This window comes from Pseudoclavibacter sp. VKM Ac-2867 (genome assembly GCF_015351275.1).
Taxonomy (GTDB): domain Bacteria; phylum Actinomycetota; class Actinomycetes; order Actinomycetales; family Microbacteriaceae; genus Pseudoclavibacter.
Map to the genome: position 1 here is coordinate 1 of NZ_JADKSL010000031.1, position 26,461 is coordinate 26,461.

The window sequence follows — 26,461 nt, forward strand, 5'->3', positions numbered from 1 at the left end:
CGCGGCCGGCGGGCGCATCCGCCGGCCGCGCGCCGCCTCGGCCGGGCAGCCCCGCACGAGCTACGCGCGGTCGGGGGCCGCTTCGATGAACGTCGTCGGCACGTAGCGCTTCAGCTGCGTGACGTGCGACGGGTTCAGCTCCTCGAGGGAATGCGCACCGAGCAGCTTCATGGTGCGGATGATCTCGTCGGAGAGGATCGCGATGGTGCGGTCGACGCCCTCGCGCCCGCCGGCCATGAGGCCGTACAGGTAGGCGCGGCCGATCATCGTGAAGTTCGCGCCGAGCGCTACGGACGCGACGATGTCTGCACCGTTCATGATGCCCGTGTCGACGCCGATCTCGAGGTCACGGCCGACCTCGCGTGCAACGGCGGGGAGCAGGTGGAAGGGGATCGGAGCCCGATCCAGCTGCCGCCCGCCGTGGTTGGAGAGGACGATGCCGTCGACGCCGACGTCGGCGAACGTCTTCGAGTCCTCCAGGTTCTGGACGCCCTTGATGACGATCTTGCCCGGCCACATCTCGCGGATGACCTTGAGGTCCTCGAAGTTGATCGTCGGGTCCATCGCCGAGTCGAGCAGCTCGCCGACCGTGCCGCCCGTCGTCGCGAGCGACGCGAACTCGAGCTTCGGGGTCGTGAGGAAGTCGATCCACCACCAGGGGCGCGGGATGGCGTTGATGATCGTGCCGACGGTCAGCTGCGGCGGGATCGAGAAGCCGTTGCGCTTGTCGCGCAGGCGGGCGCCTGCGACGGGGGTGTCGACCGTGAAGTGCAGCGTGTCGAAGCCAGCCTTCGCGGCGCGCTCGACGAGGCCGTAGGAGATCGAGCGGTCTTTCATGACGTACAGCTGGAACCAGTTGCGGCCGTTCGGGTTGACCTTCGCGACCTCTTCGATCGTCGTCGTTCCGAGCGTCGACAGAGTGAAGGGGATGCCCGCGGCGGCGGCAGCGCCGGCACCGGCGGTCTCGCCCTCGGTCTGCATGAGGCGCGTGAACCCGGTCGGCGCGATCGCGAACGGCATCGCCATCGGCCCGCCGAGCACGGTGCTCGACGTGTCGACGTTCGCGACGTCGCGCAGCACGGACGGGTTGAACTCGACATCGCGGAACGCGGTGCGCGCGCGACGCAGCGACAGCTCGCCCTCGGCGGCGCCGTCGGTGTAGTCGAACGCCGCCTTCGGGGTGCGCCGCTTCGCGATGCGCCGCAGGTCCTCGATCGTCAGCGCCGAGTTGAGGCGGCGGCGGCGGCCGTTGAGGTCGGGCTTCTTGAACTGCATGAGCTCGAGCAGCTCGAGGGGCTTGGGGGCTTGACGTTTCACCATGGGGCAGCTGCCTTTGCTTCTATCGGGTGATCTTCGGGTCGTAGCGGATGATCTGCGTCGATCTGGCGACGATGGACCGGATCTCAGAGAGACTGTCGGGGATCCAGCCGTGCGCGCGCGCCTGCACAAGCAGGTTACCCATCGCGGTCGCCTCGACGGGACCCGCGAGCACGGGCATCCCAGATCGGTCGGCCGTCGCCTGGCAGAGGAGCGCGTTCTGCGATCCGCCGCCGACGATGTGGATGACGCTCACCGGATGCTCGGCGTTCGCCGAGGCTGTCGTGACGGCCTCGGCGAACGCCTGCGCGAGGCTCTCCACGATCGAGCGGACGATGCCGGCTGGCGTCGTCGGTGCCTCGAAGCCACGCTGGGTGAGCCACTCGGCGATGCGCCCTGGGATGTCGCCTGGCGCCATGAAGACGGGGTCGTTGACGTCGAAGATCGGCACGCCGCCGCCTACCTGGGCGGCGTCGGCGAGCAGCTGCTGGAGGGTGCTCGATCGCTGCGCGTCCGTCGCGGCCGGTTCCCAGTGCCGCTGCGATTCCGACAGCAGCCAGAGGCCCATGACGTTGTGCAGGAAGCGCACGCGGCCGTCGACGCCGCCCTCGTTCGTGAAGTTCGCCTCGCGGGCGGCGTCGGTGACGACCGCCTCGTCGAGCTCGAGGCCGACGAGGCCCCACGTGCCGCACGAGATGTACGCGAAGTCGCGCCCCTCGTTGGGGATGGCGACGATCGCGGATGCCGTGTCGTGGGAGCCGACCGCGACGACGTCGATGTCACGCCCGACGACGCGCGCCGCCTCGCCCTCGAGCGAGCCGAGCACGGCACCAGGGTCGACGAGGTGCGGCAGGATGCGGGCGGGAACCCCAACGCGCTCGGCGAGCTCCGCATCCCACTCACGCGTGTCGGCGCGAAGCAGACCCGTCGTCGAGGCGTTGGTGCGCTCGGCGACCTGCGCGCCCGTCAGCCAGTAGGCGAGCAGGTCGGGCAGGAGCAGCAGCTGGTCGGCGAGGCCCAGCAGCTCACCGTCGGTCGCGAGCTGGAAGACCGTGTTGAAGGGAAGGTGCTGGAGGCCGTTGCGGCGGTAGAGCTCCTCGGCGGAGGCGATGGCGTGCACGGCTTCGACGCCCCGGGCGGTCCGCTCGTCGCGGTACGCGTACGGGACCCCGAGGACACGACCCTCGCGCAGCAGCGCGTAGTCGACCGCCCACGAGTCGATGCCGATGCTCGCGATCTGGCCTGGCGCGTCCCGCTCAGCAGCGGCCAGCCCGTCGAGGACATGCTGGTAGAGGCCGAGGAGGTTCCAGTGCAGCCCGTCGCGTGTGCGGACGGGGTTGTTCGGGAAACGCGCCTCGTGGCGCATCGTGAGCACGCCGTCGGTGATCGTGCCCGTGATGACGCGACCGCTCGTGGCTCCGAGATCGACCGCCGCGACCGTGCGGGGCGCTTCCGCCCCGCCCCGGCCTGCGGCGCTCGATCCCTGCGCAGCAGACTCGGTCATCGCAGGAAGGCCGCCGCGACGCCCGAGTCGACGGGGATGTGCAGGCCGGTCGTGCGTGTGAGCTCGGGGCCCGTGAGCACGTACACCGCGTCGGCGACGTTCTCCGGAACGACCTCGCGCTTGAGGATGGTGCGGTTCGCGTAGTACTGGCCGAGGTCCTCTTCCTTGACGCCGTAGGTCGCGGCGCGGTTGGCGCCCCAGCCTGCCGCGAAGATGCCGGAGCCGCGCACGACGCCGTCGGGGTTGATGCCGTTGACGCGGATGCCGTGCTCGCCGAGCTCGACCGCGAGGAGGCGGACCTGGTGGGCCTGGTCGGCCTTCGTCGCCGAGTACGCGATGTTGTTCGGGCCAGCGAAGACGGAGTTCTTCGAGGAGATGTAGATGACGTCGCCGCCGAGCTTCTGCTCGATGAGCGCCTTGGCGGCGGCCTTCGACACGAGGAAGGAGCCCTTCGCCATGACGTCGTGCTGCAGGTCCCAGTCCTTCTCGGTCGTCTCGAGGAGCGGCTTCGAGAGGGAGAGGCCCGCGTTGTTGACGACGAGGTCGATGCCGCCGAACGCGAGGAGAGTCGCGTCGATGGCAGCCTGCACGCCTGCGGCGTCCGCGACGTTCGCTGCGACGCCGATCGCGACGTCGGTGCCGCCGAGCTCGGCGGCGGCGGCCTGCGCCTTCTCGAGGTCGAGGTCGGCGACGACGACGCACGCGCCTTCGGCTGCGAGGCGGGTCGCGATGGCCTTGCCGATACCGGATGCGGCACCCGTGACGAAGGCGATGCGGCCCTGGTGCGTCTTCGGCTTCGGCATGCGCTGCAGCTTCGCCTCCTCGAGAGCCCAGTACTCGATGCGGAACTTCTCCTCGTCGGAGATCGGGGAGTAGCTCGAGAGCGCCTCGGCGCCACGCATCACGTTGATCGCGTTCAGGTAGAACTCACCGGCGACGCGGGCGGTCTGCTTGTTCTTGCCGTACGAGAACATGCCGACGCCGGGGACGAGCACGATGAGCGGGTCGGCGCCACGGATGGCGGGCGACTCGGCCGTCGCGAACTTGTCGTAGTAGGCCTTGTAGTCGGCGCGGTACGCCGCGTGCAGCTCCTCGAGGCGAGCGCGCTGCTCCTCGACGGTTGCCGTCGTGGGCAGGTCGAGCACGAGCGGCTTGACCTTGGTGCGCAGGAAGTGGTCGGGGCAGCTCGTGCCGAGGGCGGCGAGCTCGGTGAGCTTCTCGCTCGCGAGGAAGTCGAGCACGCGCTCATCGTCGGTGAAGTGCCCGATCATGGGGGCGTCGTGCGAGGCGACGGCTCGGATCGACGGCGTGAGGGCTGCCGCGCGCGCACGGCGCTCGTCGGCGGGGAGCGCCTCGAAGCCGCTCACGACGCCGCCAAAGGGGTCGGCCTTGCCGTGTGCATCGATGTACGCCGATGCGGTCTCGATGATCCAGAGCGAGTTGCGCTCCGATTCCTCGGAGGTGTCGCCCCACGCGGTGATGCCGTGCCCACCGAGGATGCAGCCGATGGCCTGCGGGTTCTCATCCTTGATGTTGGCGATGTCGAGGCCGAGCTGGAAGCCGGGGCGGCGCCAGGGCACCCAGACCACCTTGTCGCCGAAGATCTTCGCCGTCAGCTCCTCGCCATCGGCCGCTGTCGCGATCGCGATGCCCGAGTCGGGGTGCAGGTGGTCGACATGCGCCGCATCCACGAGGCCGTGCATGGCCGTGTCGATGGACGGGGCCGCGCCTCCCTTGCCGTGCAGGCAGAAGTCGAAGGCCGCGACCATCTCGTCCTCGCGCTCGACGCCAGGGTAGACGTTCGTGAGCGCGCGGAAGCGGTCGAGGCGGAGCACGGCGAGGCCCTGCTCGGTGAGCGTTCCGAGGTCTCCCCCGGAGCCCTTCACCCAGAGCAGCTCGACGGGCTCGCCCGTCACCGGGTCGGTCTCGGTGCCCTTCGCGGAGGTGTTCCCACCTGCGTAGTTCGTGTTCTTCGGGTCTTCGCCGAGGCGGTTGCTGCGCGAGATGAGATCGGCTGCTGCTGGGTTCGTCATGTCAGTTCCTTCGAAGCTCGTGAGGTCGGTGAGGGGTGACGCTTACGCGCCCCAGCTGGCCTGGACGCCGCCGACGCGCTCCTCGGCGACCTGCTGCTCGTACCCGGATGCACGGAACGCTGCGAGCGGGTTCGCGGGCAGGCCGCGCGACTCGCGCCACTCGGCGAGGGCGGGGCGCACGTCGGTCGAGAACGCGTCCATGTAGATCTCGTGCGCGACGAGCACGTCGCCGGACTTCTGCGCCGCCGTGAGGGCGTCCTTGTCGATGAGCAGCGCGCGGGCCGTCATCTCCTGCACGTTGAGGACGGAGCGCATCTGGCCCTGGATCTTCGACTCGACGTTGTGGCACTGGTCGAGCATGAAGGCCACGTCTGGGTTGTTGAGCCCACCGCCGCGGATGACCTCGGCGAGGATGCGGAACAGCTGGAACGGGTCAGCCGAACCGACGATGAGGTCGTCGTCGGCGTAGAAGCGCGAGTTGAAGTCGAAGGAGCCGAGGCGTCCGAGGCGCAGCAGCTGCATGACGATGAACTCGATGTTGGTGCCTGGCGCGTGGTGGCCGGTGTCGAGGCAGACCATGGCCTTGTCGCCGAGGGCCGCGACCTGCACGTAGCTCGTGCCCCAGTCCGGAACGTCGGTGTGGTAGAACGCCGGCTCGAAGAACTTGTACTCGAGCACGAGGCGCTGGTCGTCGCCGATGCGAGCGTAGATCTCCTGCAGCGAGTCGTGCAGGCGGTCCTGTCGGCCGCGCAGGTCGGCCTGGCCGGGGTAGTTGGAGCCCTCGGCGAGCCAGATCTTCAGGTCGCGCGATCCGGTCTCGTCCATGACGTCGATGCAGCGGAGGTGGTGGTCGATGGCCTTGCGGCGCACCGCTGCGTCTTCGTGCGTGAGGGCGCCGAACTTGTAGTCGTCGTCCTGGAACGTGTTGGAGTTGATCGTGCCCAGCTCGACGCCGAGGTCTTCGGCGTGCTTGCGGAGCGCGCCGAAGTCGTCGACGACGTCCCACGGGATGTGCAGGGCCACGCTCGGGGCGAGTGCGGTGTACGTGTTGACCTGTGCTGCGTCGGAGATCTTCTCGAACGGGTCGCGCGGCGTGCCTGCCGTCTGGAACACCTTGAATCGGGTGCCTGAGTTGCCGAACGCCCAGGACGGGAGCTCGATGCCCTGTCCTTCGAGCGCTGCAAGCTGGTCTGCGGAGAGGATGCTCACGGTTCGTCGCCTTCGTTGGTCGGTTGCGGATGCGCTCCCGGGCCGAACGACGTCGTCCACGGCTTCGGGAACTCGATTCACGGTGTGTGGGCGAGAGGGGATGCCTGTTCGCGCCGAACCGTATTGAATCGTTTCAGTGATCTCAGATTACGAGCCGGAGTGAATCGTGTCAAGCACGCGCGGCGGTTCACGCGCGCTCACCGGGGCGAGCCTGGCGGACGATCCGCGTGAACACGGGCGAAACCCGCATCCACTACCCTCGGAAAGCGCATTCCAGGACACCGCACGAGCAGGGACCATCGCACGCACATGACACGAACCCACCCGATGGCCGAGCTGCCACACCCTCGCCGCCTCTTCGACCTCGGTCCCCACAACGGCGCGCACCGCGTCGCGATCCGCGCCGGCATCTCCGTGGGCATCCCACTCCTGATCCTGTGGAGCATCGGACACGTCGAGCTCGCGCTCTACTCGACCTTCGGCGCCTTCGTCTCGTTCTACGGGCGCAGCCACTCGCACGTGATCCGCGCTCGCCTGCAGAGCGGCGTAGCCATCGGCATGGTCGGCGCCGTCAGCGTCGGTGCCGCGGTGAGCCTCTCCGAGCAGCGCGAGTGGCTCGTCCTTCCAGCCACCGCCGCCTACGCGGCGGTCATCACGGGAGCCGCCCAGCGGTTCGGATGGAAGCCGACTGGCGCGCTCTTCCCCGTCTTCGCGCTCTCCGCGACGGCGTCCATCCCGGGAGGAGAGTCGGATGCGCTCCTCGCGGCCGGCACGGCCGCCGCGTCGGCTGCGTTCGCCCTGATCGTCGGCATCGCGGGCCTGACCCGCCCAGCCGCCCGCGACTTCGAGCGCCGGGCACGAGCATCCGCCACCCCGACTCGACCCGAGAGGCTGGACGCCAGCGCGGCGGTGGGGGCGGGCCTCGTCGTCGGCGTCGCGGGACTCATCCCCACGTCTCTCGGGCTCGACTACCCCTACTGGGCCATGGTCGCGGCCGCCGCAGCGCTCGCGACCTCCGGCCCCGACGAACAGCTGGTGCGGGCCGGCCACCGCCTCACGGGGACCATCGCCGGCGTCGGGGTCGCATGGCTGATCATGGCCGTCGACCTGCCTCCGCTCGTGACGATCGCGGTCATCTGCGTGCTGCAGATGTGCGCGGAGCTGTTCGTCGTGCGCAACTACGGACTCGCCCTCGTCTTCGTCACTCCGCTGGCGCTGGTCATGCTCGACTTCGCGCACCCGCAGCCCGATCTCACCCTGCTCTTGGCCAGGATCCTGGAGACGGCCATCGGCGTCGCCGTCGTGATCGTGACCGCGCTGGCCTGGCGCTGGGCGGAGCGCTCCCGGGCACAGGCGGCGGGTTGAGACCTTCGTCGCGATCGCGCTTGACACGTTTCAGAGCGAGTGGCAAAGTGGAAAGCGCTTACCCACTCCGAGTGGGATATCGAACATGGTCAAAGATGACGAGGATTTTCAATGACGAGAACACAGAGTGACACTGGTGCGGTGTCACAGGAGAACGAGGGCAAGACGCCCCGCAAGGCCGCGCTCAGCGGATGGATCGGCAGTGTCCTCGAGTACTACGACTTCACGCTCTACTCGCAGGCGGCGGCGCTGGTCTTCCCCGTCGTCTTCTTCCCGACCGGCGACCCCACCGTCGCCCTCATCTCCTCGCTCGCGACCTACGCCGTCGGCTACGTCGCGCGCCCCATCGGAGCCATCGTGCTCGGCAACTGGGGAGACAAGCACGGCCGCAAGAACGTGCTCGTCATCGCGATGCTCCTCATGGGCCTCTCGACGCTCGCCGTCGGGTTCCTCCCCACCTACGACCAGATCGGCCTCTGGGCGCCCCTGATCCTCGTGTTCCTGCGCCTCATCCAGGGCTTCGCCGTCGCCGGAGAGCTCGGCGGTGCGAGCGCCATGATCGTCGAGCACGCCCCAGCCGGGCGACGAGGGTTCTTCGCGAGCTTCGGCCTGCAGGGCACCCAGGCCGGCTCGATCATCGCAACCGCGGTGTTCATCCCCCTCACCGCGGTCCTCACGGACGAAGCCTTCATCGAGTGGGGCTGGCGCATCCCGTTCATGCTGAGCGCCGTCGTCGTCCTCGCCGGCTTCCTCATCCGCAAGCACGTCGAAGAGCCGCCGGCCTACACCCGCTCGCTCGCGGTCCAGCAGGCCCAGAACCGCCAGGCGCCCGTCGTCGAGCTCTTCAAGAACAACGGCTGGACGGTCTTCCGCGCCATCCTCATGACCCTCGCCAACGTCGCCGGCGTCACGACCCTCGTCTTCGGAACGAGCTTCGCGACGCAGGAGGCCTACGGCGTCGCGATGCCCGCCTCCACCTTCCTGTGGGTGCCGCTCATCGCCAACGTGGCGGCCGTCATCGTCATCCCCGTCTTCGGCATGCTCTCCGACAAGATCGGACGCCGCACGCTCATGATCGTCGGCTCGTTCGGATCCGGGCTCGTCGCGATCGGCTACCTCACCGCCATCCAGTCCGGCAACCTCGTGCTCACGATCGTGCTCGCGATCCTCATGATGGGCGTGCTCTTCCAGATGTGGAACGCCACCTTCGCGACGTTCTTCCAGGAGCTGTTCCCGACGCAGACCCGAGTGACCGGCTTCGCGATCTCCCAGAACGTCGGCCTCATGATCGTCGCCTTCCTGCCCTCGATCTTCACGTTCGTCGCCCCTCCAGGCTCGGACAACGTGCCGCTGGTCGTCGGCGGGCTCACCCTCGCCATCGCCACCGTCTCGGCCCTCGCGACGCTGTTCACTCCGGAGACGCGCGGCAAGGACATCGAGAACCACGACTGAAGCGACCCGAAGGAGCGTTGACCGAGGCCGTCCCCGCGCGGGGACGGCCTCGACCGGCATCGAGGACACCGCAGCGTCGACATCGGCGAGACTGCATCACGACGGAACGAGGACACCATGACGAGAATGCGCGCAGCCATCGTGGGCACCGGCGACGTCGCTCGACTGCACGCCGAAGCGATCGCGGCCAGGGACGACGCGGACGTGGTGGTCGCCGTGGACGTCGACGCGGACCGGGCAGCCGCCTTCGCCCAGAAGTACGGCATCCCGCGCTCCGCGACCTCGCTGCCAGACGGGCACCTCGACGTCGTGCACCTCTGCACCCCTCCGGCAGGGCACGCGGCCCAGGCCGAAGACGCCTTCGCGCGCGGGGCTCACGTCGTCGTCGAGAAGCCGCCGGCACTCACCCTCCACGACGTCGACCGGATGATCGCAGCCGGCGACGCCGCAGGCAGGCACCTCGCCGTGGTCTTCCAGCAGCGCACCGGCACCGCGACGGCACACGTCAAGCGCCTCCTCGACGACGGCCGCCTCGGGCGCCCACTCCTCGCCCGCTGCGACACCTTCTGGTTCAGGGACGACACGTACTTCGCCGCGCCCTGGCGAGGCACGTGGGCGAACGAAGGCGGCGGGACGACCCTCGGCCACGGCATCCACCAGCTCGACCTGCTCGCCTACCTCCTCGGCGAGGTGGATGAGGTGCAGGGCCAGACCTGGCGCCTCGCGCGCGACATCGAGACGGAAGACGTCTCGACGGCCGTGCTGCGCTTCGAGTCCGGCGTCGTCGCGACGGCGATGACCAGCGCCGTCTCACCCAGGCAGGTGAGCTCCATCCGCGTCGACACCGAGCTCGCGACGGTCGAGCTCGAGCACCTCTACGGGCACGGGCACGCCAACTGGCGCATCACTCCACGCCCAGGGGCGGATGCGCCGAGCGGCTGGACGTTCCCCGCGGCCGAGCAGCCGAGCGGGCACGACGCCTACATCGACGCCGTCTACCCCGCCCTCGCGGCGGGGGCCGCGCTGCCAGACGTCGCCTCCGCGCCCGCCAGATCCATGGAGATCGTGGCCGCCCTCTACGCGTCGAGCGAGCGCTCGGCCGCCGTCGCCCTCCGTGAGGTCAGGGAATCGAGCGAGCTGCGCGGACAGATGTCCGCACAGGTGCGCGACGAGCGCCGGTCATGAGCTCCCCCTCCCGCGAAGAGCTGGCCTTCGGCCTCGGCACTGTCGTGCACCACGACCCGAGCGCGCTGCCGATCGAGTCACCCCGCCCCTACGTGCATCCGCTGCGCACCCCGGCGGGCACCGTCGTGAGCGACTTCCGGCCCGCCGACCACACCTGGCACTGGGGCCTCTCCGTGACCGTCGCGAACATCCGCATCGGCGATGCCGCTCACGACGTCAACCTTTGGGGCGGCGTGACGTGGGTGGATGGTCGAGGCTACGTGCAGCTCGACAACAACGGCACGCAGACGGTCGACGAGACGCAGACGGTCGACGGCACGCAGCTCACGTGGCGCGAGGCCGACGGCTCCGCGTTCCTGCGCGAAGAGCGAATGCTCGACGCGAGCATCCGCGACGACGACGGGCGCAGCCTCGGCGTCCTCGATGTCAGCAGCCGCTGGACGAACCTCCGCGATGTCGAGCTCGCGTTCGGCTCACCCACGACCGCCGGCCGCCCGGACGCCGGCTACGGCGGACTGTTCCTGCGGCTGCACCCCAGCTTCTCGGGTGCGCGCCCGCTGTCGCCACTGCTGCCCGCCAATCCGGAGGCCACCCTGCACGGCGCGGAAGCCGCCTGGCTGGGTCTCGAGAGCGGACCCGCGACCGTCGTCATGGGCCCGCATCCGGAGAACCCGGTCTCCCCCACCCCGTGGTTCGTGCGGAACGACACCACCCCCATGCTCTGCGCGGCCCCGTTCTTCCACGAGGAGTGGAGGCTGGGGCCCGGCGAGAGCGCGACGTGGCGTTGGCGCATCCTCCTCTCCGACTCACCTCTCAACGCCGAACGCATCACCCACCTGCTCGACGAGGCCTGAGCGGCGAGCCTCCGTGGCCCTCGGAGTTGCCGCCCACGAGCGAGGCACCCAACCCGCAGACCCCGCGTGCCCTAGCATCGCTGTACACCGAAGGAGGCCCATGGCAGTCAGCGTGCGCGACGTCGCGACACTCGCAGGCGTCTCCGTTGGCACGGTCTCGAACGTGCTGAACCACCCAGAGAAGGTCTCGAAGGCCACCGTCGACAAGGTGCAATCCGCCATCGAGGAGCTCGGCTTCGTGCGCAACGACGCCGCCAGGCAGCTGCGCGCCGGCGAGAGCCGCACCGTCGGCCTCATCGTCCTCGACCTCCGCAACCCGTTCTTCACCGAGGTCGCGCGAGGCGCCGAGGAGCGCGCCGCGGAGCTCGGCTTCTCCGTCCTCGTCGCCAACAGCGACGAGCAGGAGGAACGCGAGCGCACCCACCTCGGCCTCTTCGAGGAGCAGCGGGTCTTCGGGGTGCTCGTCACCCCCATGGCCGCCAACATGCCCCAGCTCGAGCGACTCCACAAGCGCGGAACCCCCGTCGTGCTCGTCGACCGTGAGAGCGCCGACGAACGCTACCCGTCCGTCGCCGTCGACGACCGTACCGGCGGCCGCATCGCCGTCGAGCATCTCCTCGAGACAGGGCACCGCCGCGTCGCGTTCCTCGGCGGGCCGATGGAGATCCAGCAGGTCACCGACCGCTTCGAGGGCGCCCGCGACGCGGTGCGCGAGGTCCCGGGCGCGACGCTCGAGGTGCTGACGACGGATGCGCTCTCCATGTCAGAGGGCAGGCGGGCGGGGCTGCAACTCGCAGAGCGCAACGGCGCCGACCTCCCTGACGCGGTCTTCGCGGCGAACGACATGCTCGCGCTCGGGCTCCTGCAGAGCCTCCAGGGCACCAGCCACGCGACGGTGCCGGAGAGCATCGCGCTCATCGGCTACGACGACATCGACTTCGCCGCCTTCGCCTCGACCTCGCTCAGCTCCATCCACCAGCCGGCGCACCTCATCGGCTCGAAGGCCATGGACCTGCTCGTCGCCGCAGCCCGGGACCCGAAGTCGACCCCCGAGCACATCCGCTTCACCCCTGAGCTCGTCGCCCGCGCCTCGACCGCACCCCGCGCCTGACCGCCCCCGTCCCCGCCCCGCGTGACGGCGCGCGTCCCCGCCCGCGTCCCCGCCCCGCCCAGGGCTGAGTTGTGGTCGCCAAGATCGCTTCTTAGCGACCACAACTCAGCTCCGGACGGCTGGGCGCGATGGGCGCGCTGGGCGCGCTGGGCGGGCTGGGCGCGATGGGAATCGTGGGCCCGCCTCCAGACCAGGCGAGGAGGCCCACACCCTGCGACGACGCTCAGACCAGGTCGAGATCCATGAACACGTCGGCTCGCGAGTACGGGGTCGGGGCGTGCGCGGATGCGGGCACGTGGCGGAAGCCGACGGACTCGTAGAGGCGAACGGCGGGCGTCAGCGACCGGTTGCTCTCGAGCATGAGCTTCGTGAGGCCCTGCTCGCGCGCGTGGTCGATAGCCGCTGTCATGAGCATCCGCCCGATGCCGGACCCGCGGGCCTCAGGCGCGACCGACATCTTGACCAGCTCGGCGAGCCCATCTCCCACGCGCAGCAGCGCAACGCAGCCCACGCGCTGCTCACCGGCGTGGGCGATGAGCACCGTCCCGCCCTGGTCGACGATCGCGCGCTGAGGGTCCGCGAGCACCGCTCGGTCGGCATCCTCGAGTGCGAAGTGCTCGGTGATCCACGCCTCGTTGAGGGTGCGGAAGGCCACTGCGTCCGCCTCGTCCTGCAACGGGGCGATGGTGATGGTCTGCGTTGTCATGTGCTGAGTTTCCTGAATCGGAGCCAACGAGTCCAATACGGATGCACAAGCATCCATAAGCTGGATGCATGGATCTCGACATTCGAGTGCTCCGCTCGTTCCTCGCACTCGCCGATGAACTCCACTTCGGCCGTGCCGCGACGACACTGCACGTGGCCCAGCCCGCACTCTCCCAGCAGATCAGGCGGCTGGAGGGCGAGCTCGGCGTCGAGCTCTTCGCGCGCACCTCGCGCAGCGTGAAGCTCACGGCAGCGGGCACCGTGCTGCGTGAACGCGCCCTCTCGCTCGTGGCGCAGTCCGAGCGCGTCATCGACGAGGTCGCGCGCGTCGGACGCGGCGAGCAGGGGCGGCTCGACGTCGGGTTCGTCAGCTCCGCACTCCCGCTCGGGCCGGTGGAACATGTCCAGCGCTTCAGGGCCGAGTTCCCGGGCGTGCACATCGAGCTCGTCGAAGGATGGACGGCGAGGCTCACCGCGAAAGTCGCGCAGGGTGAGCTGGACCTCGCGATCGTGCGCGACCCGGACGTCGTCGACGGGGTGCGGCTAACGCCGTTTCGCAGGGAGCGCTTCGTAGCCGCGGTGCCGCACACGCATCCGCTCGCCGACCGTGGCAGCATCCGCGCCAGCGAGCTCGCCGGAGACCCGTTCGTGTTCTTTCCCGCCGAGGCCGGCGAGCTCGCGACCGAGCGCAACCTGGCACCCGTGCTCGCTGGCGGTCGGGCACCGACCATCGTGCAGACGGGAAGCACTTGGACGACCCTGCTGCATCTGGTCGCGGCGGGCATCGGCGTAACCGTGACCCCGGCGAGCACGGTGCTCGTCCCACCGCCCGGAATCGCAGTGCTGGAGCTCGACGAGACCGACGCATTCAGCGAGCTCGCGTGGGCGTCCCGCGCCGACGACCACCGGTCGATCCTGCGCGCCTTCATCGCGGCGGACTGATGCGGATCGCACGTATCCTGGAACCGTGACCCCAGAGCTCGCGCGCGCCGAGTCGCTCATCGCGACTATCCCGGACTTCCCCGAAGCGGGCATCCAATTCCGTGACATCACCCCGCTCTTCGCCGACGGCACCGCCCTGCGCGCCGCCGTCGCCGCCGTGATCGAGCCCTTCGCCGACACCTTCGACGTCGTCGCGGGCGTCGAGGCGCGAGGGTTCCTGCTCGCCGGCGCCATCGCCAACGCCGCGGGCGTCGGCCTCATTCCCATCCGCAAGGCGGGGAAGCTGCCTCGACCCGCGGCGTCGATCACGTACGACCTCGAGTACGGATCGGACAGCCTGGAGGCAGCACAGGACCTGCCGGCCGGCACCCGTGTCCTACTCGTCGACGACATCCTCGCAACGGGCGGCACCCTCCGTGCGGGCCAGGAGCTCCTCGAGCAGCTCGGCTACGCGCTCGTGGGCACGGCCGTCCTCATGGAGCTCGTCGACCTCGACGGGCAGCAGGTCGCCGGCCCCGTGCACAGCCTCTTCGAGGTCTGAAACGCAACTCGCCCCGGGGCGCCTCCGAGTCGTGACAGGCCCGAAACATGGGCTGGCTAGCGTTGCGAGCATGTCCCTTCTTGTCACCCACGCGCGCCTCATCACGATCCCAACGGGCTCCACGGATGCCGGTTACATCGAAGACGGATGGATGCTCGTCGAAGACGGCCGCATCGCCGCGATCGGGAGCGGGACGCCGTCCGTCACCGCCGACGAGACGCTCGACGTGGCCGGCAGATTCGTCGCCCCCGGCTTCGTGTCGAGCCACTCGCATCTCTTCACGAGCGGCCTCAGGGGCCTCGGCGTCGCCGACACCCTGTACGGCTGGTGCGACTCCATGCTCGGCACGACCGCGCACATGACGCCGGAGCAGCTGTACTGGTCGACCCTGCACGGCTCGCTCGACTTCCTTTCCAACGGCGTCACGACCGCCTACAACTTCACCGACCCCCTGCAGGCGTGGGAGTCGATGGTCGACGGGAAGCGAACGGGAACCGCGGGCATCCGCCCCCTCGAGTACCACTACCGCCAGGCGGACGGCACGCTCGATTCCGGTATCCGCTTCGTCGACGCCTCGGGGATGGATGCCACCGTCGGCAGCGACGACGAGATCTTCGACCGGCTCCAGGCGGAGGTCGCCCACACGAGGGCCATGGACCCGGCATACGCCCTCGGCTCGTCCATCATGGGCCAGGTGCAATGGTCGCCGCGGGCCGATGCCGCCGAACTCGAAGCCGAGGCCATGCGTCGCTTCGGCATCACGAACCAGGCGCACTTCCTCGAGTCGCCAGAGGCCGTCGAGCACCAGCAGGCGAAGTTCGCCCTGTACCGGGATGCTGGGGCCCTCGAGCTGGGCCTCATGTTCGGGCACTTCATCCAGACCACCCCGGAGATCCTCGCCGAGGCCGCCGCTCGCGGGGCGAGCATGTCGTGGCAGCCGGCCTCGAACGGGCGGCTCGCCTCCGGCGTCGCGCTCGTGCCGGAGATGCTCGAGCTCGGCATGAAGGTCGGCGTCGGCCTCGACGACCAGGCCTGCACCGACGTGAGCGACCCGTGGCAGAACATGCGCATGGGCATCTACATGCAGCGCTCGCGCACGAAGGATCCCCTGTCGATGATGCCCGAGCTGATGTTGCGCCTCCACACGCTCGGCGGCGCCGAGATCATGGGGGTCGCCGACCGGGTCGGCTCGCTGGAGGTCGGCAAGTTCGCCGACTTCGTCATCGTCGACCCGCGCTCCCCCGATGTCGGGCCGCTCTGGCACCCCGTGCGGTCGTACGTGCTCGCGATGAGCCCCCGGAACCTCAAGGCCGTCTACGTGGGCGGTCAGCTCGTGAACCGCGACGGGACATCCACGAACCCCCTCGCCGAGGAGGCGTCGGCGAGGCTCCACGAGCTGCCGGCGGCGATCATCCCGCTGCGCGGCCACCCGCACTGAACGACGTCGCGGCCGGGAGGATGCTCCCGGCCGCGAGGTTCGAGCGCAGGCGGCTCAGCGCTGGGAGACGCCCATCCCCATGCGGTCGAGGACGATGTTCTCGACGATCTGCACGAGGTTGTACGACACCAGCGTGATGATGGTGATGAGCGCGATCGAGGTCCACAGCTCGGCGAACTGCGCCTGCGCGTTGAACTTCAGGATCGCCCCGCCGATGCCCGTCCCGGTCGAGAGCCATTCGGCGAGCAGCGCACCGGTCACGGCTCCCGGCACGGAGACCCGGGCGGCCGCGAAGATCGACGGGAGCGCCCCGGGCAGGTTGACCTTCGTGAGGCCGGCGAGCCGGCCGCCACCGAAGACGTGCACGACGTCGAGGCTCTCCTGGCTGGCACGGCTGAGGCCGAACAGCACGCTCGCGAGCGCTGGGAAGAGCACGACGATCGTCCCGATCACCGCCACGGAGGCCGTGGTCCCTCGGCCGGTCATGAGGATGATGACGGGTGCGATGGAGACGAGCGGGATGGTTCGCAGCAGGAGGACGAGCGGCATGACGCCGGCCTCGATGGCTCTGGAGAGGCTGAAGGCGATCGCCAAGACGATGGCGACGGCCATGCCTGCGACGAAGCCGAGCGCCGAGTCCATGAGCGTCTGCCCCACGAGGGGGAACATCTGCGCGCGGTGCTCGGCGGCGTCCTCGCCCGCGAACAGGAACTGCCACACGTCGAGCGGCCCCTTCGCGATGAACGAGGAGATGCCGGTGAGGCTCACCACCGCCTGCCAGAGCAGGAGGAGCACGAGCAGCGTGATGCCTGCGGAGCCCAGCGAGCGGAGCACCGTCTTCCGGAGCGCGCTGCGCCGCTCGCGCGTGATCCGCGTCTCGGCGGCGTGATCGGCCGTCGTCGCTGTCTGCTCGTCCTGCACGATCACGGTCATCGCACTGCCTTCCCTGAGACCCACGGCGTGATGAAGCGGATGACCAGCCCGAAGAGCCCGTACGCGGCGAGCGCGAACACGGCGCACAGCAGGAACACCGACCACACTCCGGCGGAGTCGAGCTGCCCCTGCAGGCGGATGAGGGTGGGCCCGACTCCCGCCGTGATGGAGCCGAGGTACTCGCCGAGCACGGCGCCGAGGAACGCCGACGGGACGGCGATCTGGAGCGCGTTGAGGATGGCGGGCAGCGCGGCCACGAGACGGACCTTGCGCATCTGCATCCACGAGCCGCCGCCGAAGACGCGGACGACGTCGAGCGAGGCCTTGTCCGCGGACTTGAACCCGAGGGTCGCGCCGACGACGGTCGTGAACACGCACACGAGGGCCGCGAGGAAGACGGCCGTCTCCGAGGGGTCGCCCGGGCTCTTCGCGCCGCCGAGCACCACGATGGAGATGCCGCCGACGGCGACGATCGGCAGGCAGTAGGTGACGACGGCGATCTGCGTGATGACGGTCTCCAGGCGGGGGAAGACGAGCACGACGGTCGCCAGGAGCAGCGCGATGCCGTTGCCCCACACGTAGCCGATCGCAGCCGCGGTGACCGTCGGGGCGAAGACGCCCCAGGTGCCCGCGATGTTCCCCTGCACGAACAGCCAGTCGATGACGGCCAGCGGTGAGGGCACCGGCGTGAAGCTCGTGCCCTCCTGCGGCCGGAACGCCGTTGCCGATGCCAGCCACCAGATCGCGACGAGGGCGACCCCGCCGATGAGCGCGGCGAGCCAGCCTGGGATGCGCTCCCTCGCCACCGTCACGCCTCGGCTTCTGCGTGCCCGTGCACGCCGAACAGCAGCTCGGAGGCACGGTCGACCAGCGCGTGGAACTCTGGAGTGCGCATCATCTCCGGGGTGCGCGGCCGCGGCAGGTCGACCTCGATGATCTCCTGCACCCGGCCGGGGCGCGCCGACATGACGGCGACCCGGTCGGCGAGGAAGATCGCCTCGCTGATGCCGTGCGTGACGAGCAGCGTCGTCGCGGGCTTCTCCGTCCAGATGCGCAGCAGCTCCAGGTTGAGGTTCTGCCGAGTCATGTCGTCGAGTGCTCCGAAGGGCTCGTCGAGCAGCAGCACCGACGGCTTGAGCACGAGGGCCCGCGCGATCGAGGCCCGCTGCCGCATGCCGCCAGAGAGCTGCGCCGGCTTCGCGTTCGCGAAGTCGCTGAGCCCCACGAGGGCGATCAGCTCATCCACGTACGCCTTGTCGACCGGTCGCCCCGCGACCTCGAACGGCAGCTCGATGTTCTTGCGGATGCTCCGCCAGGGAAGCAGCGCGTGGTCCTGGAAGGCGATCCCGAGCTCGCTGTTCGCGCGCAGCTGGTCGGGCGTCTGCCCGTCGACGAGCGCGCTGCCGGTCGTCGGGTGGTCGAGCGCGGCGAGGATGCGGAGGATCGTCGACTTGCCGCATCCGGAGGGGCCGAGCAGCGCCAGGAACGAGCCCTTGTCGGTGTGCAGGTCCGTGTCCTGCAGCGCCAGCAGCGACTTCCCGCCGCGCAGGTCGAAGGACTTGGACACTCCGGAGATCTGGATCCCGGTGCCGGTTGCGGCACCGGAATCCGTCGTTGTATCGGTGAGGGTCATGAGCTTAGGGCTGGTAGTTCTTCAGCTCGGGGTTCTCGGTGTAGATCTCGTCGAGAATCGTCGTGTCGAAGAGGTCGTCGACCTCGAGCTCCCACCCTGCGGCCGCGAGGGATGCGATGGACTGGGCCTTGAGCTCGTCCGAGATGGTGAACAGGCCGTTCGCCTCAGTCTCCGGGGTCGAGATCAGCGCCGCCTGGGCTTCGAGGCCCGCCTTCACCTTGGCGGGGTCGAGCTCCCCGAAGGTGAGGTCGCCCGCTGCGGCCGAGGCGTTGTAGTGCTCGGTCACCTTCGTGACGGTGTCATCCGTCGGCTGCGTGAACGTGTCGGTCCAGCCCTTGATCTCGGCGATGAGGAACGCCTTCACGAGGTCGGGGTTCTCATCCAGGTACTGCTGGGTCACCGTGATCGCCTCGGCGACGTACGGCAGGCCGTTGTCGGCGTAGGCGAGGTTCGTGACCTCGTAGCCCTCCATCTCGACCGTGATGGCCTCGTTCGTCAGGTACGCCATGAAGCCGTCGACCTCCCCGTTCATGAGAGGCGTCGGGTCGAAGTCGACAGGGACGACGGTCACCTGGTCTTCGTCGATGTCGTTCGCGGCGAGGAGCGCCTTGAACACGGACGCGTTCGAGTCCTGCACGCCGATCTTCTTGCCGATAAGGTCCTGCGGCGTCGCGATGTTGCCCTTGTCCGTCAGCGAGAGCACCGTGAACGGGTTCTTCTGGAAGGTGGTCGCGACGATCTTCAGCGGCGCGTCCTGCTCGGCGACCGCGGCACCGACGGAGGCGGCGTCGCTGAGGGCGAACTGCACCGAACCGGAGAGCAGCTTCGCGACGCCCGTGTCGGGGCCGGCGATGCCCTGCACCGCGGAGAACCCCGCCTCGTCGTAGTAGCCGTTGTCGTAGGCGTAGTACTCGCCCGCGAACTCCTCGTTCTTGATCCACGAGTACTGCACGCTGATCTCGCCGTGGTCGACGGATGCGCTCCCTGGGGACGTCTCGGATGCGGTCGGTGAGCACGCGGTGAGGGCAAGCGCGGCGGTGGCTGCGAGAGCGAGGGCCGCGGTGACGCGTCGGCGTGGTCTGGTGAGTGTGTGCATCGGATCTCCTTGACTGCAGTGGGCTGGGTCGTGTCTGACGGTGTCTCGCCTGCTCAGCTCGTCCTGACACTCCCTAGCCGCGACATTAGGCAGTTCATATTTCGGGGACGGGTTCGTGGGTGTTACGGGCGTGATTCGCAATCCGCCAGACCCGGTCGCGGCTGAAGGGCTGCTCGAACGGGCGACTGCCGATGGCGCGCGCGATGGCGTTCCCGATCGCGGGAGCGACGGGGTTGTACGGCGACTCGCTCATCGATTTCGCGCCGAACGGCCCGAGGTCGTCGCTCGTGTCGGCGAAGTACACCTCGGTGAAGGGCACGTCGGCGAACTGCGGCACCCGGTAGAGGCGGAAGACGGGGTTGGCGACGCGCCCCTCATCGTCGAGGGTCACCTCCTCGTACAGCGCACTGCCGAGGCCCTGCGCGACGCCTCCCTCGATCTGCCCGCGGCACTGGGCGGGGTTCATGACGTACCCGGCGTCGGCGGCGTGCACCGACTGCAGGATGCGCACCGTTCCCGTCTCCGGGTCGACGGCCAGCCTCACGGCGTGCACGTTGAAGGCGAGCGAGCGTCGCGCGCCGAGCTCGCTGCCGTCAGCCGTGATCTCCCCGCCGTTCTCCTCTGCTGCCAGCTGCGCGAAGGTGACGAGCCCCGTGGGCGTCAGCACCCCGTCCGCGGTGAGCTCGCCGCCGTCCGGGGCCGACCCGGTGAGCTCGGCGGCCCGCTCCCGCATCCGCATCGCCAGGGTCTGGCAGGCGGCGTGCAGCGCCTTGCCCGCGACCGTGATGCCCGCGGATGCGAAGGCGCCCGTGTCGTGCTCCACCGCATCCGTGTCCGAGTTCCACAGCTCCAGCCGCTCGAAGCTCGTGCTCAGATCCGTCGCCGCGATCTGCTTGAGCACGGTTGTCGTGCCGTTGCCGAACTCGGCCGTCCCCGTGCGCAGCAGGTACGTGCCGTCGGCCCGAAGCGTGGCCGTCGTGTGCGCGATGTGCCCGAACGGCGCCATGGTGGCGATCATCGCCGCCGCGACCCCCTCGCCGACGAGCCAGCCGGGCGGGGCCGCCTGGCCGTTGCCTCGGCGAAGCGCGTCCTGCGCCAGGTCGAGGCACTGGTCGAAGCCGTAGCTTCCCCACACGAGGTCGTCGTGCCCCGGATCGTCGCCCTCCCTGATGGCGTTGCGTCGGCGCAGCTCGAACGGGTCGAGACCGAGCTTCTCGGCGAGCATGTCCATCGCCGATTCGACGCCGAGGATCACCTGGCCGAGGCCGTAGCCGCGGAACGCGCCGGACGGCACCGTGTTCGTGTACACGACCTCCGCATCCAGTCGCCGCAGCGGGACGCGGTAGATCGTCGTCGACTCGGCGAGGGAGTGGAAGAGAACGCCACGCGAGTGGTTGCCGTAGGCGCCGGTGTCGCTGAGCACGTCGAGCTGCATGGCCGTGAGCGCCCCGTCCGCGTCTGCACCCAGCGTCACCGACACCCGCATCGGGTGCCTGACGGCGGCGCGCTGGAACTCGTCGGTGCGCGAGAACTCGTACGCGACGGGTCTGCCGGTCCTGAGCACCGCGAGCGCGACGAGATCCTCCGTGAAGATCTCCTGCTTGCCGCCGAAGCCGCCGCCGAGCCGTGCCGCGAGCACCCGCACGCGGTCACGGTCCAGGTCGAACAGGCGCGCGATCTCGTCGCGGGCGAGGAACGGCACCTGCGTGGAGGAGCGGATCACGAGGCGTCCGTCGTCGTCGAGCCAGCCGATCGAGCCGTGGGTCTCGAGTTGCGCATGTGTGACGCGGGCCGTCTGCCACGTGCCGGAGACGGTGGCGGCGCTCGACGCGAGCGCTTCGGCGACATCCGGTCCGGCGTGGACGCTCGTGATGACGTTGCGGGCGGCCTCGTCGACCCGCTCCTGTGCGGTGCGGTCCGGGTGGATGAGCGGCGCCCCGGGCCTACGGGCCTCTTCCGGGTCGAAGACCGCTGGCAGCAGCTCGTACTCGACGCGGAGGAGGCGGCGAGCGGCATCGGCCGCCTCACCGGTCTCCGCGACGACGGCCGCAACGCGCTGCCCGACGTGGCGCACCACGTGGTCGAGCAGGAGCGTGTCGTCCGGGTCGTCGGTGCGGTGCTCGTGGCGGGCCGAGGAGTACCGGAGCTGCGGCACGTCCTCGTGCGTGAAGATCTGCACGACCCCGGGCACGGCGAGGGCCTCCGCGGTGTCGATGCTCAGGATGCGCGCGTGCGCGTGCGGGCTCGTCACGACCCGCAAGGTCAGGGCATCGAGCCCCGGATGCCCGGGCGGCAGGTCGAACGTGAACGGCTCGAGGCCCTGCACGATCCGGCGTGCGGCCTCAGGGACGACGGAGTTGCCGACGGTCTGCGCCGTGGCCCTCGCTTCCGGGTCGGCGGCCTTGGGCGTGGCGCACGTCTGCGCGCAGGCGCCCGCTCGCACGGAACCGCAGATCGCCTCCCGGATGGGGCGGTAGCCCGTGCAGCGGCACAGGTTTCCCCTCATCCGTTTGTCGAACTCGCCCAGGTCGGCTTCCCCGAGGGTCGACGCGGTCACGCTCATCCCCGGCGTGCAGAAACCGCACTGGAAGCCGAACCCCTCAGCGAGCGCCTCCTGCACGGGATGCAGCTGATCGCCAGGTGCGAGGCCGGCCGCCGTCGTGACGCTGCGCCCCTCCGCTCGCACGGCCGGCACGATGCAGGAGTGCACGGGAGTGCCGTCGAGCAGGACCGAGCAGGCTCCGCAGTCGCCGGCATCGCACCCCTTCTTCACCGTCGTGGAACCGGTCTCACGCAACAGGGTCCGCAGGCATTGGCCCGCCCGCGGCTCGGCCGACCGGTCTGTGCCGTCTACTTCGAACTTCACGCGAGTCCCTTCCGGATGCGCTCCGCCAGCACGATGCTCACGCCGCGGCGCCAATCTGCTGAGCCGAGCGGGTCGCTGTAGTAGCCATCCGCATCAGCGACGCGCGCGGCGAGCTCGACCGGGGTCGGGAGGTGCGGGAACGCGAGCACGGTCGGGGTTTGCGTGGCTGCGGTGACCGTGAAGACGCTACGGCCGGTCGGGTCGACGCGTCCCGTGACGACGGCGCCGGATCGGCCGTACTCGGCGAGCGCCATCTTGAGCAGCAGTGCCCGCGAGCGCAGCGCGGCAGCCGGCAGGTGGATGCTGCGGAGCACGTCGCCCGGTTGGAGGATGGTCGTCCCGTCCCCGGTCACGAGGTCCGCGACCGGCAGGCGCACCACCTCGGCTCCTCGCCAGATCTCCGCCGTGCCGTCGAGCGCGACGCACAGCGAGACCATGCCAGCCGCTGCGAACGCCCGGCAGATGTTGCCGCCGACCGTCGCCGTGTTCCAGATCTTGAACGACGCGAGGAGAGCATCCGCGGCGGCTGGGACAAGCGAGAGCGCAGGCCAGTCCTCCTGCGACGGAAGCGTGCCGGCATCCCGTGCATTCTTGGCCCACGCGACCAGCGTCGCGATGGTGCAGGTGGCCGAGATCTGGGGCCCATCGTCGTCGGCCTCGATATCGGGCCACCCCATGCCGGTCACGTCGACGAAGCCCGTCGTCGTCGGCTGCGGCTCGCTCATGAGCCACGTGCCGCCCGCCAGGATGGCCTCCCCAGGGGCGAGGAGCAGCTCCTCGCGGGTTCGTGCGACGCGGTACGAGCGCACCGTCGTGATGTCCATGGCCCTCCCGGTCGTGACTCCGCGCCGTCAGTTGCTTGCTGGCGCGAGTGGATGCTCGGGAGTGAACCAGAACGCCGTTTCGGCGGTGTTTCGATCGTGGGTCGGGGATCGTGACGACCTTCACGTGCCCGCAACAGCCACGCAATGGGCCCGGCTTAGCGTTTCGTCATGCGTGGAATCCTGCCGATGGGCGCCGAGTGGTCGCGCCGAGGTCGACCGTTCGCGATGGCGACGCTCGTCGCTGTCAGCGGCAGCGCGCCCCGAGAGGTGGGCGCGAGCATGATCGTGTCGGCCGACGGCGAGGTGTTCGGCAACGTGTCCGGCGGATGCGTGGAGGGGGCCGTCTTCGAGCAGTGCCTGCTCGCGATCCAGAGCGGCGCCGCGAGCGTCGAGACCTTCGGGTACAGCTCGGCGGCGGCGTTCTCGGTCGGGCTGAGCTGCGGCGGGGTCATCGAGGTCCTGGTCCGCCCTGTCCTGCCGGGCAGCGCGGCGGCCGCTGACGTGCTGCTGCTGGCGGAGCGTGAGGCGCGTGCGATGCCCGCGAGCTACACGCTGACGGTCTCCGGAGACGACGTGGGCCGCGGCGTGATCGACCAGACATCGCCGCCCACGTCGGGAGCCGTGACGATCGCCCTCGGCTCCCCGCCCCGGCTGATCATCGTGGGCGCGGTCGAGTTCGCCGTGGCGCTCTCCCGCATCGCGATCGCCGCGGGCATGCAGGTCACCGTCGTCGACCCGCGCGAGGTGTTCGCGACGACGGCGCGGTTCCCTGGTGCCGAGGTGGTTGTCGCCTGGCCGCACTGCTACCTGGAGACCGCGGAGGTGGATGCGCGCACCGCCGTGTGCGTCCTCACGCACGACCCGAAGTTCGACGTGCCAGCGCTGCGCGTCGCCCTGGCCTCTGCCGCCGGCTACGTCGGTGTCATGGGGAGCCGCCGCACCCACGAGGAGCGGCTCGAGCGGCTCACCGACGCATCCGTACCCGCGGCTGAGGCCGTGCCAGCCGAGCAGCTGGAGCGGCTGCGCTCGCCGATCGGGCTCGACCTGGGCGGGCGCTCCCCCGAGGAGACGGCCCTCTCGATCCTCGCCGAGATCGTCGCCGACCGGCACGGCGCATCCGGTCGCCGCCTGTCCGAGCTGTCGGGGCCGGTGCACCGACCGCTGGGAGCACGCGTCGCCTCGTGAGCGGTGATGGGTGCGGGGGCGGGTGCGGCCTGGTGCGGGGTTCGGAGTTCGGGGTGCGGACCCAACGGCTTGGCGGGGGTTGTGCGCAGACCCGGCGTTCCTGCACCTGGGCTGGCGAATGCGGGTGGCGGAAGCACAGGTCTGCGGCGGGGGCGCGGATGGACCCTGGGCTCGAGCCTGGGCTCGCCGCTGCGGTGGCCCAATCAGGCGCATCCGCCCCGTACGCGAGGAATCCGGCGCCCGAATGAAGGCACGCCAATGAACGTGTGCGGGTTCGTCCTCGCGGCGGGCGCCGGTTCGCTCCTCGGCGGGGGCGCGTACAGACCTGCGACTCGAACCTGCGGCGAGTCCCGCCGAGGCGCATCCGCCCCAGGCGCGCGGATGAAGGTGCGCAAATGAACGTGTGCGGAGTTGTCCTCGCGGCCGGCGCCGGGTCACGATTCGGCGGGCCGAAGGCCCTGGCATCCCTGCCCGACGGCACACCCTGGGTTGCGCGCGCCGTGGAGACTTTGCTCGAGGCCGGATGCCTCGACGTGCTGGTCACCCTGGGCGCCGATCGCTCGAGGGCGGTTGCGCTCGTACCGGCGAGCGCGACGGTCGTACCCGTGCCGGATTGGGCTGGAGGGCTCGCCGCCTCGGTTCTCGCCGCGCTGCACGCGGCGGCGATGACCGACGCGGATGCCGTCCTGCTTGTTCCCGTCGACACGCCCGAGCTGTCGGTAGCGTCCTGCGGGAGGGTCCTCGGCGCGGGTGCGCCTCTCGCCCGGGCGACCTACCGCGGCGAGCCCGGGCATCCGGTGCTCATCGGGCGCGCGCACTGGGCCGCCCTCGCCTCACGGCTCGACGGCGATCGAGGCGCGGGCCGGTACCTGGCCGAACACGGCGCTGTCCTGGTGGAGTGCGGCGACCTGTGGCACGGCCGCGACATCGACGAGCCGGTCACCTCTCCCGTCGCGCCACACCCTCCCAGCCACGCCCTCCGCGCCACCCCCTCCGCTGATGAGGTCACTTTCACCCCGTAGCGGTCGCCGAAGCGGGGCGAAAGTGACCTATCCGCAGCGGACACGACGGCGGAACGGGGCGAAAGTGACCCATCGGCGGCAGCTACGGCAGGTGCGGCCGCGAAACCGGGGGAAGGTGACCCATCCACGCCGGACGCGGTGGACGCGGTGGACGCGACAGCCGAGCCGGGCGAACGCTCCCCATCCACGGCGGACGGCCCGGCCGCCACCCCCTCCGCTCCACACCGCGACCTCCGCCGATTAGGTCACTTTCACCCCACATCGAGCGCCAAAACGGGGCGAAAGCGACCTATCCGCAGCGGACACGACGGCGGAACGGGGCGAAAGTGACCCATCGGCGGCAGCTACGGCAGGTGCGGCCGCGAAACCGGGGGAAGGTGACCCATCCACGCCGGACGCGGTGGACGCGGTGGACGCGACAGCCGAGCCGGGCGAACGCTCCCCATCCACGGCGGACGGCCCGGCCGCCACCCCCTCCGCGCCACGAGACCCCCGCCGATTAGGTCACTTTCACCCCACATCGAGCGCCAAAACGGGGCGAAAGCGACCTATCCGCAGCGGACACGACGGCGGAACGGGGCGAAAGTGCCCCATTCCGGTTGACGCGACAGCGGAGCGGAGCGGGGCGGAGCGGGGCGGAGCGGGGCGGAGCGGGGCGGAGCGGGGCGGAACGGGGCGGAACGACGGCGGAACGGGGTGAAAGTGCCCCATCCGCGACGAACGCGGCGTCGAGCGGGGCGAAAGCGACCCATCCGGCGGACGCGACGGCGCCCGCGGGGACGTACCGCTACGCGCCGAGCTGGTCTTCGAGGTTGAAGACCTCGACGAGGGGTGACGCCGCCTGGTCGGCGCGGCCCTCGAGTCCGTCGAAGAACTGCGACATGTCCGCTTCCCAGCGCGCCGCGACCGGCGAGGCCGCGAGGTAGGCGTTCGCGGCCGCCTCGTCGTCGACGTCGTAGCTACCGAACAGGGTGCCGTCCGGGGCGAGGAACAGGGAGTAGTTGCGGCGGCCGGCCGCCGCGATCTCTGCGAGCATCTCCGGCCACACCTCGGCGTGACGGCGCACGTACTCGTCGATGTGCTGAGGTGCGACCTTCAGCTGGAATCCGATTCTTGGCATGTGGTTCTTCCTATCTGCGTTCGTGTTCCCGGAGTTCGTGACCCCTGACCGTGCCGGACCGGACCGGACCGGACGCGCAGGGACCTGGGCCGGGATGCGCGAACGCCGCGCCGGGAGATGGTCCCG

At 70.0% G+C, this 26,461-nt stretch carries 22 protein-coding genes; 10 read left to right on the forward strand and 12 right to left on the reverse strand.

Annotated features, from left to right (window positions below; translation table 11 throughout):
- Positions 1-60: 60 nt before the first annotated feature.
- The 4 genes from ITJ67_RS18620 to rhaI are packed head-to-tail and all read right to left on the reverse strand — an operon-like array spanning position 61 to position 6,063.
- On the reverse strand, positions 61-1,320 hold the full coding sequence (locus ITJ67_RS18620; RefSeq protein ID WP_194678631.1) for an alpha-hydroxy acid oxidase: 1,260 nt from the start codon (positions 1,318-1,320) through the stop codon (positions 61-63).
- 19 nt (positions 1,321-1,339) lie between these two features.
- Complete coding sequence (locus ITJ67_RS18625) at positions 1,340-2,821, reverse strand: rhamnulokinase (protein ID WP_194678632.1); 1,482 nt, start codon at positions 2,819-2,821, stop codon at positions 1,340-1,342.
- Entirely contained in the window at positions 2,818-4,854 is a 2,037-nt protein-coding gene (locus ITJ67_RS18630; RefSeq protein WP_194678634.1) for a bifunctional aldolase/short-chain dehydrogenase, read from the reverse strand. Before ITJ67_RS18630 ends, ITJ67_RS18625 begins: the two co-directional genes overlap by 4 nt.
- 42 nt (positions 4,855-4,896) lie before the next feature.
- Positions 4,897-6,063 carry an L-rhamnose isomerase gene (rhaI, locus tag ITJ67_RS18635; protein WP_104244858.1) on the reverse strand — a complete coding sequence of 389 codons (1,167 nt, stop codon included), beginning with the start codon at positions 6,061-6,063 and terminating at the stop codon, positions 4,897-4,899.
- A gap of 309 nt (positions 6,064-6,372) precedes the next feature.
- Here rhaI and ITJ67_RS18640 point away from each other — a divergent pair, with 309 nt between their 5' ends.
- From ITJ67_RS18640 to ITJ67_RS18660, 5 genes are all read left to right on the forward strand, one after another.
- A complete protein-coding gene (locus ITJ67_RS18640; protein WP_194678635.1) occupies positions 6,373-7,428 on the forward strand; it encodes an FUSC family protein in 1,056 nt (351 codons plus the stop codon).
- A gap of 111 nt (positions 7,429-7,539) precedes the next feature.
- Positions 7,540-8,880 (forward strand): MFS transporter, encoded by a 1,341-nt coding sequence (locus ITJ67_RS18645; protein WP_160071422.1) that lies wholly within the window; start codon positions 7,540-7,542, stop codon positions 8,878-8,880.
- A gap of 117 nt (positions 8,881-8,997) precedes the next feature.
- Positions 8,998-10,065, forward strand: a complete 1,068-nt coding sequence (locus ITJ67_RS18650) for a Gfo/Idh/MocA family protein (protein ID WP_194678636.1) — start codon at positions 8,998-9,000, stop codon at positions 10,063-10,065.
- Entirely contained in the window at positions 10,062-10,919 is an 858-nt protein-coding gene (locus ITJ67_RS18655; protein WP_194678638.1) for a DUF6807 family protein, read from the forward strand. Before ITJ67_RS18650 ends, ITJ67_RS18655 begins: the two co-directional genes overlap by 4 nt.
- Positions 10,920-11,019: 100 nt before the next feature.
- Complete coding sequence (locus tag ITJ67_RS18660; protein ID WP_194678639.1) at positions 11,020-12,030, forward strand: LacI family DNA-binding transcriptional regulator; 1,011 nt, start codon at positions 11,020-11,022, stop codon at positions 12,028-12,030.
- A 223-nt stretch (positions 12,031-12,253) separates the two neighbouring features.
- Here the strand turns inward: ITJ67_RS18660 and ITJ67_RS18665 are convergent, their stop codons facing one another.
- Positions 12,254-12,736, reverse strand: coding sequence for a GNAT family N-acetyltransferase (locus ITJ67_RS18665; RefSeq protein ID WP_194678641.1), 483 nt, complete (start codon positions 12,734-12,736; stop codon positions 12,254-12,256).
- Positions 12,737-12,804: 68 nt separating this feature from the next.
- Here ITJ67_RS18665 and ITJ67_RS18670 point away from each other — a divergent pair, with 68 nt between their 5' ends.
- The 3 genes from ITJ67_RS18670 to ITJ67_RS18680 all read left to right on the forward strand — a co-directional run bounded on the left by ITJ67_RS18670 (position 12,805) and on the right by ITJ67_RS18680 (position 15,656).
- Entirely contained in the window at positions 12,805-13,677 is an 873-nt protein-coding gene (locus ITJ67_RS18670) for a LysR substrate-binding domain-containing protein (RefSeq protein WP_194678642.1), read from the forward strand.
- A gap of 25 nt (positions 13,678-13,702) precedes the next feature.
- A complete protein-coding gene (locus ITJ67_RS18675; protein WP_194678644.1) occupies positions 13,703-14,218 on the forward strand; it encodes an adenine phosphoribosyltransferase in 516 nt (171 codons plus the stop codon).
- Between the two features lie 70 nt (positions 14,219-14,288).
- Complete coding sequence (locus ITJ67_RS18680; protein ID WP_194678649.1) at positions 14,289-15,656, forward strand: amidohydrolase family protein; 1,368 nt, start codon at positions 14,289-14,291, stop codon at positions 15,654-15,656.
- 54 nt (positions 15,657-15,710) lie between these two features.
- On the opposite strand, the gene ITJ67_RS18685 is transcribed toward ITJ67_RS18680, so the two are convergent.
- The 6 genes from ITJ67_RS18685 to ITJ67_RS18710 all read right to left on the reverse strand — a co-directional run bounded on the left by ITJ67_RS18685 (position 15,711) and on the right by ITJ67_RS18710 (position 23,008).
- Entirely contained in the window at positions 15,711-16,589 is an 879-nt protein-coding gene (locus ITJ67_RS18685; protein WP_160074489.1) for an ABC transporter permease, read from the reverse strand.
- On the reverse strand, positions 16,586-17,401 hold the full coding sequence (locus ITJ67_RS18690) for an ABC transporter permease (protein ID WP_236558590.1): 816 nt from the start codon (positions 17,399-17,401) through the stop codon (positions 16,586-16,588). The genes ITJ67_RS18685 and ITJ67_RS18690 overlap by 4 nt, the downstream gene beginning before the upstream one ends.
- Positions 17,398-18,222 (reverse strand): ABC transporter ATP-binding protein, encoded by an 825-nt coding sequence (locus ITJ67_RS18695; protein ID WP_104244643.1) that lies wholly within the window; start codon positions 18,220-18,222, stop codon positions 17,398-17,400. The genes ITJ67_RS18690 and ITJ67_RS18695 overlap by 4 nt, the downstream gene beginning before the upstream one ends.
- Positions 18,223-18,226: 4 nt before the next feature.
- Positions 18,227-19,318, reverse strand: coding sequence for an ABC transporter substrate-binding protein (locus ITJ67_RS18700; RefSeq protein ID WP_104244641.1), 1,092 nt, complete (start codon positions 19,316-19,318; stop codon positions 18,227-18,229).
- 94 nt (positions 19,319-19,412) lie between these two features.
- Positions 19,413-22,184, reverse strand: a complete 2,772-nt coding sequence (locus ITJ67_RS18705) for a molybdopterin-dependent oxidoreductase (RefSeq protein WP_194678650.1) — start codon at positions 22,182-22,184, stop codon at positions 19,413-19,415.
- Positions 22,181-23,008, reverse strand: a complete 828-nt coding sequence (locus ITJ67_RS18710) for an FAD binding domain-containing protein (RefSeq protein ID WP_194678651.1) — start codon at positions 23,006-23,008, stop codon at positions 22,181-22,183. Before ITJ67_RS18710 ends, ITJ67_RS18705 begins: the two co-directional genes overlap by 4 nt.
- Before the next feature lie 168 nt (positions 23,009-23,176).
- Here ITJ67_RS18710 and ITJ67_RS18715 point away from each other — a divergent pair, with 168 nt between their 5' ends.
- A complete protein-coding gene (locus ITJ67_RS18715; RefSeq protein WP_194678652.1) occupies positions 23,177-24,193 on the forward strand; it encodes an XdhC family protein in 1,017 nt (338 codons plus the stop codon).
- Between the two features lie 395 nt (positions 24,194-24,588).
- Entirely contained in the window at positions 24,589-25,215 is a 627-nt protein-coding gene (locus tag ITJ67_RS18720; RefSeq protein WP_194678653.1) for a nucleotidyltransferase family protein, read from the forward strand.
- Positions 25,216-26,002: 787 nt separating this feature from the next.
- On the opposite strand, the gene ITJ67_RS18725 is transcribed toward ITJ67_RS18720, so the two are convergent.
- Positions 26,003-26,335 carry an L-rhamnose mutarotase gene (locus ITJ67_RS18725; protein WP_104244631.1) on the reverse strand — a complete coding sequence of 111 codons (333 nt, stop codon included), beginning with the start codon at positions 26,333-26,335 and terminating at the stop codon, positions 26,003-26,005.
- Positions 26,336-26,461 lie beyond the last annotated feature (126 nt).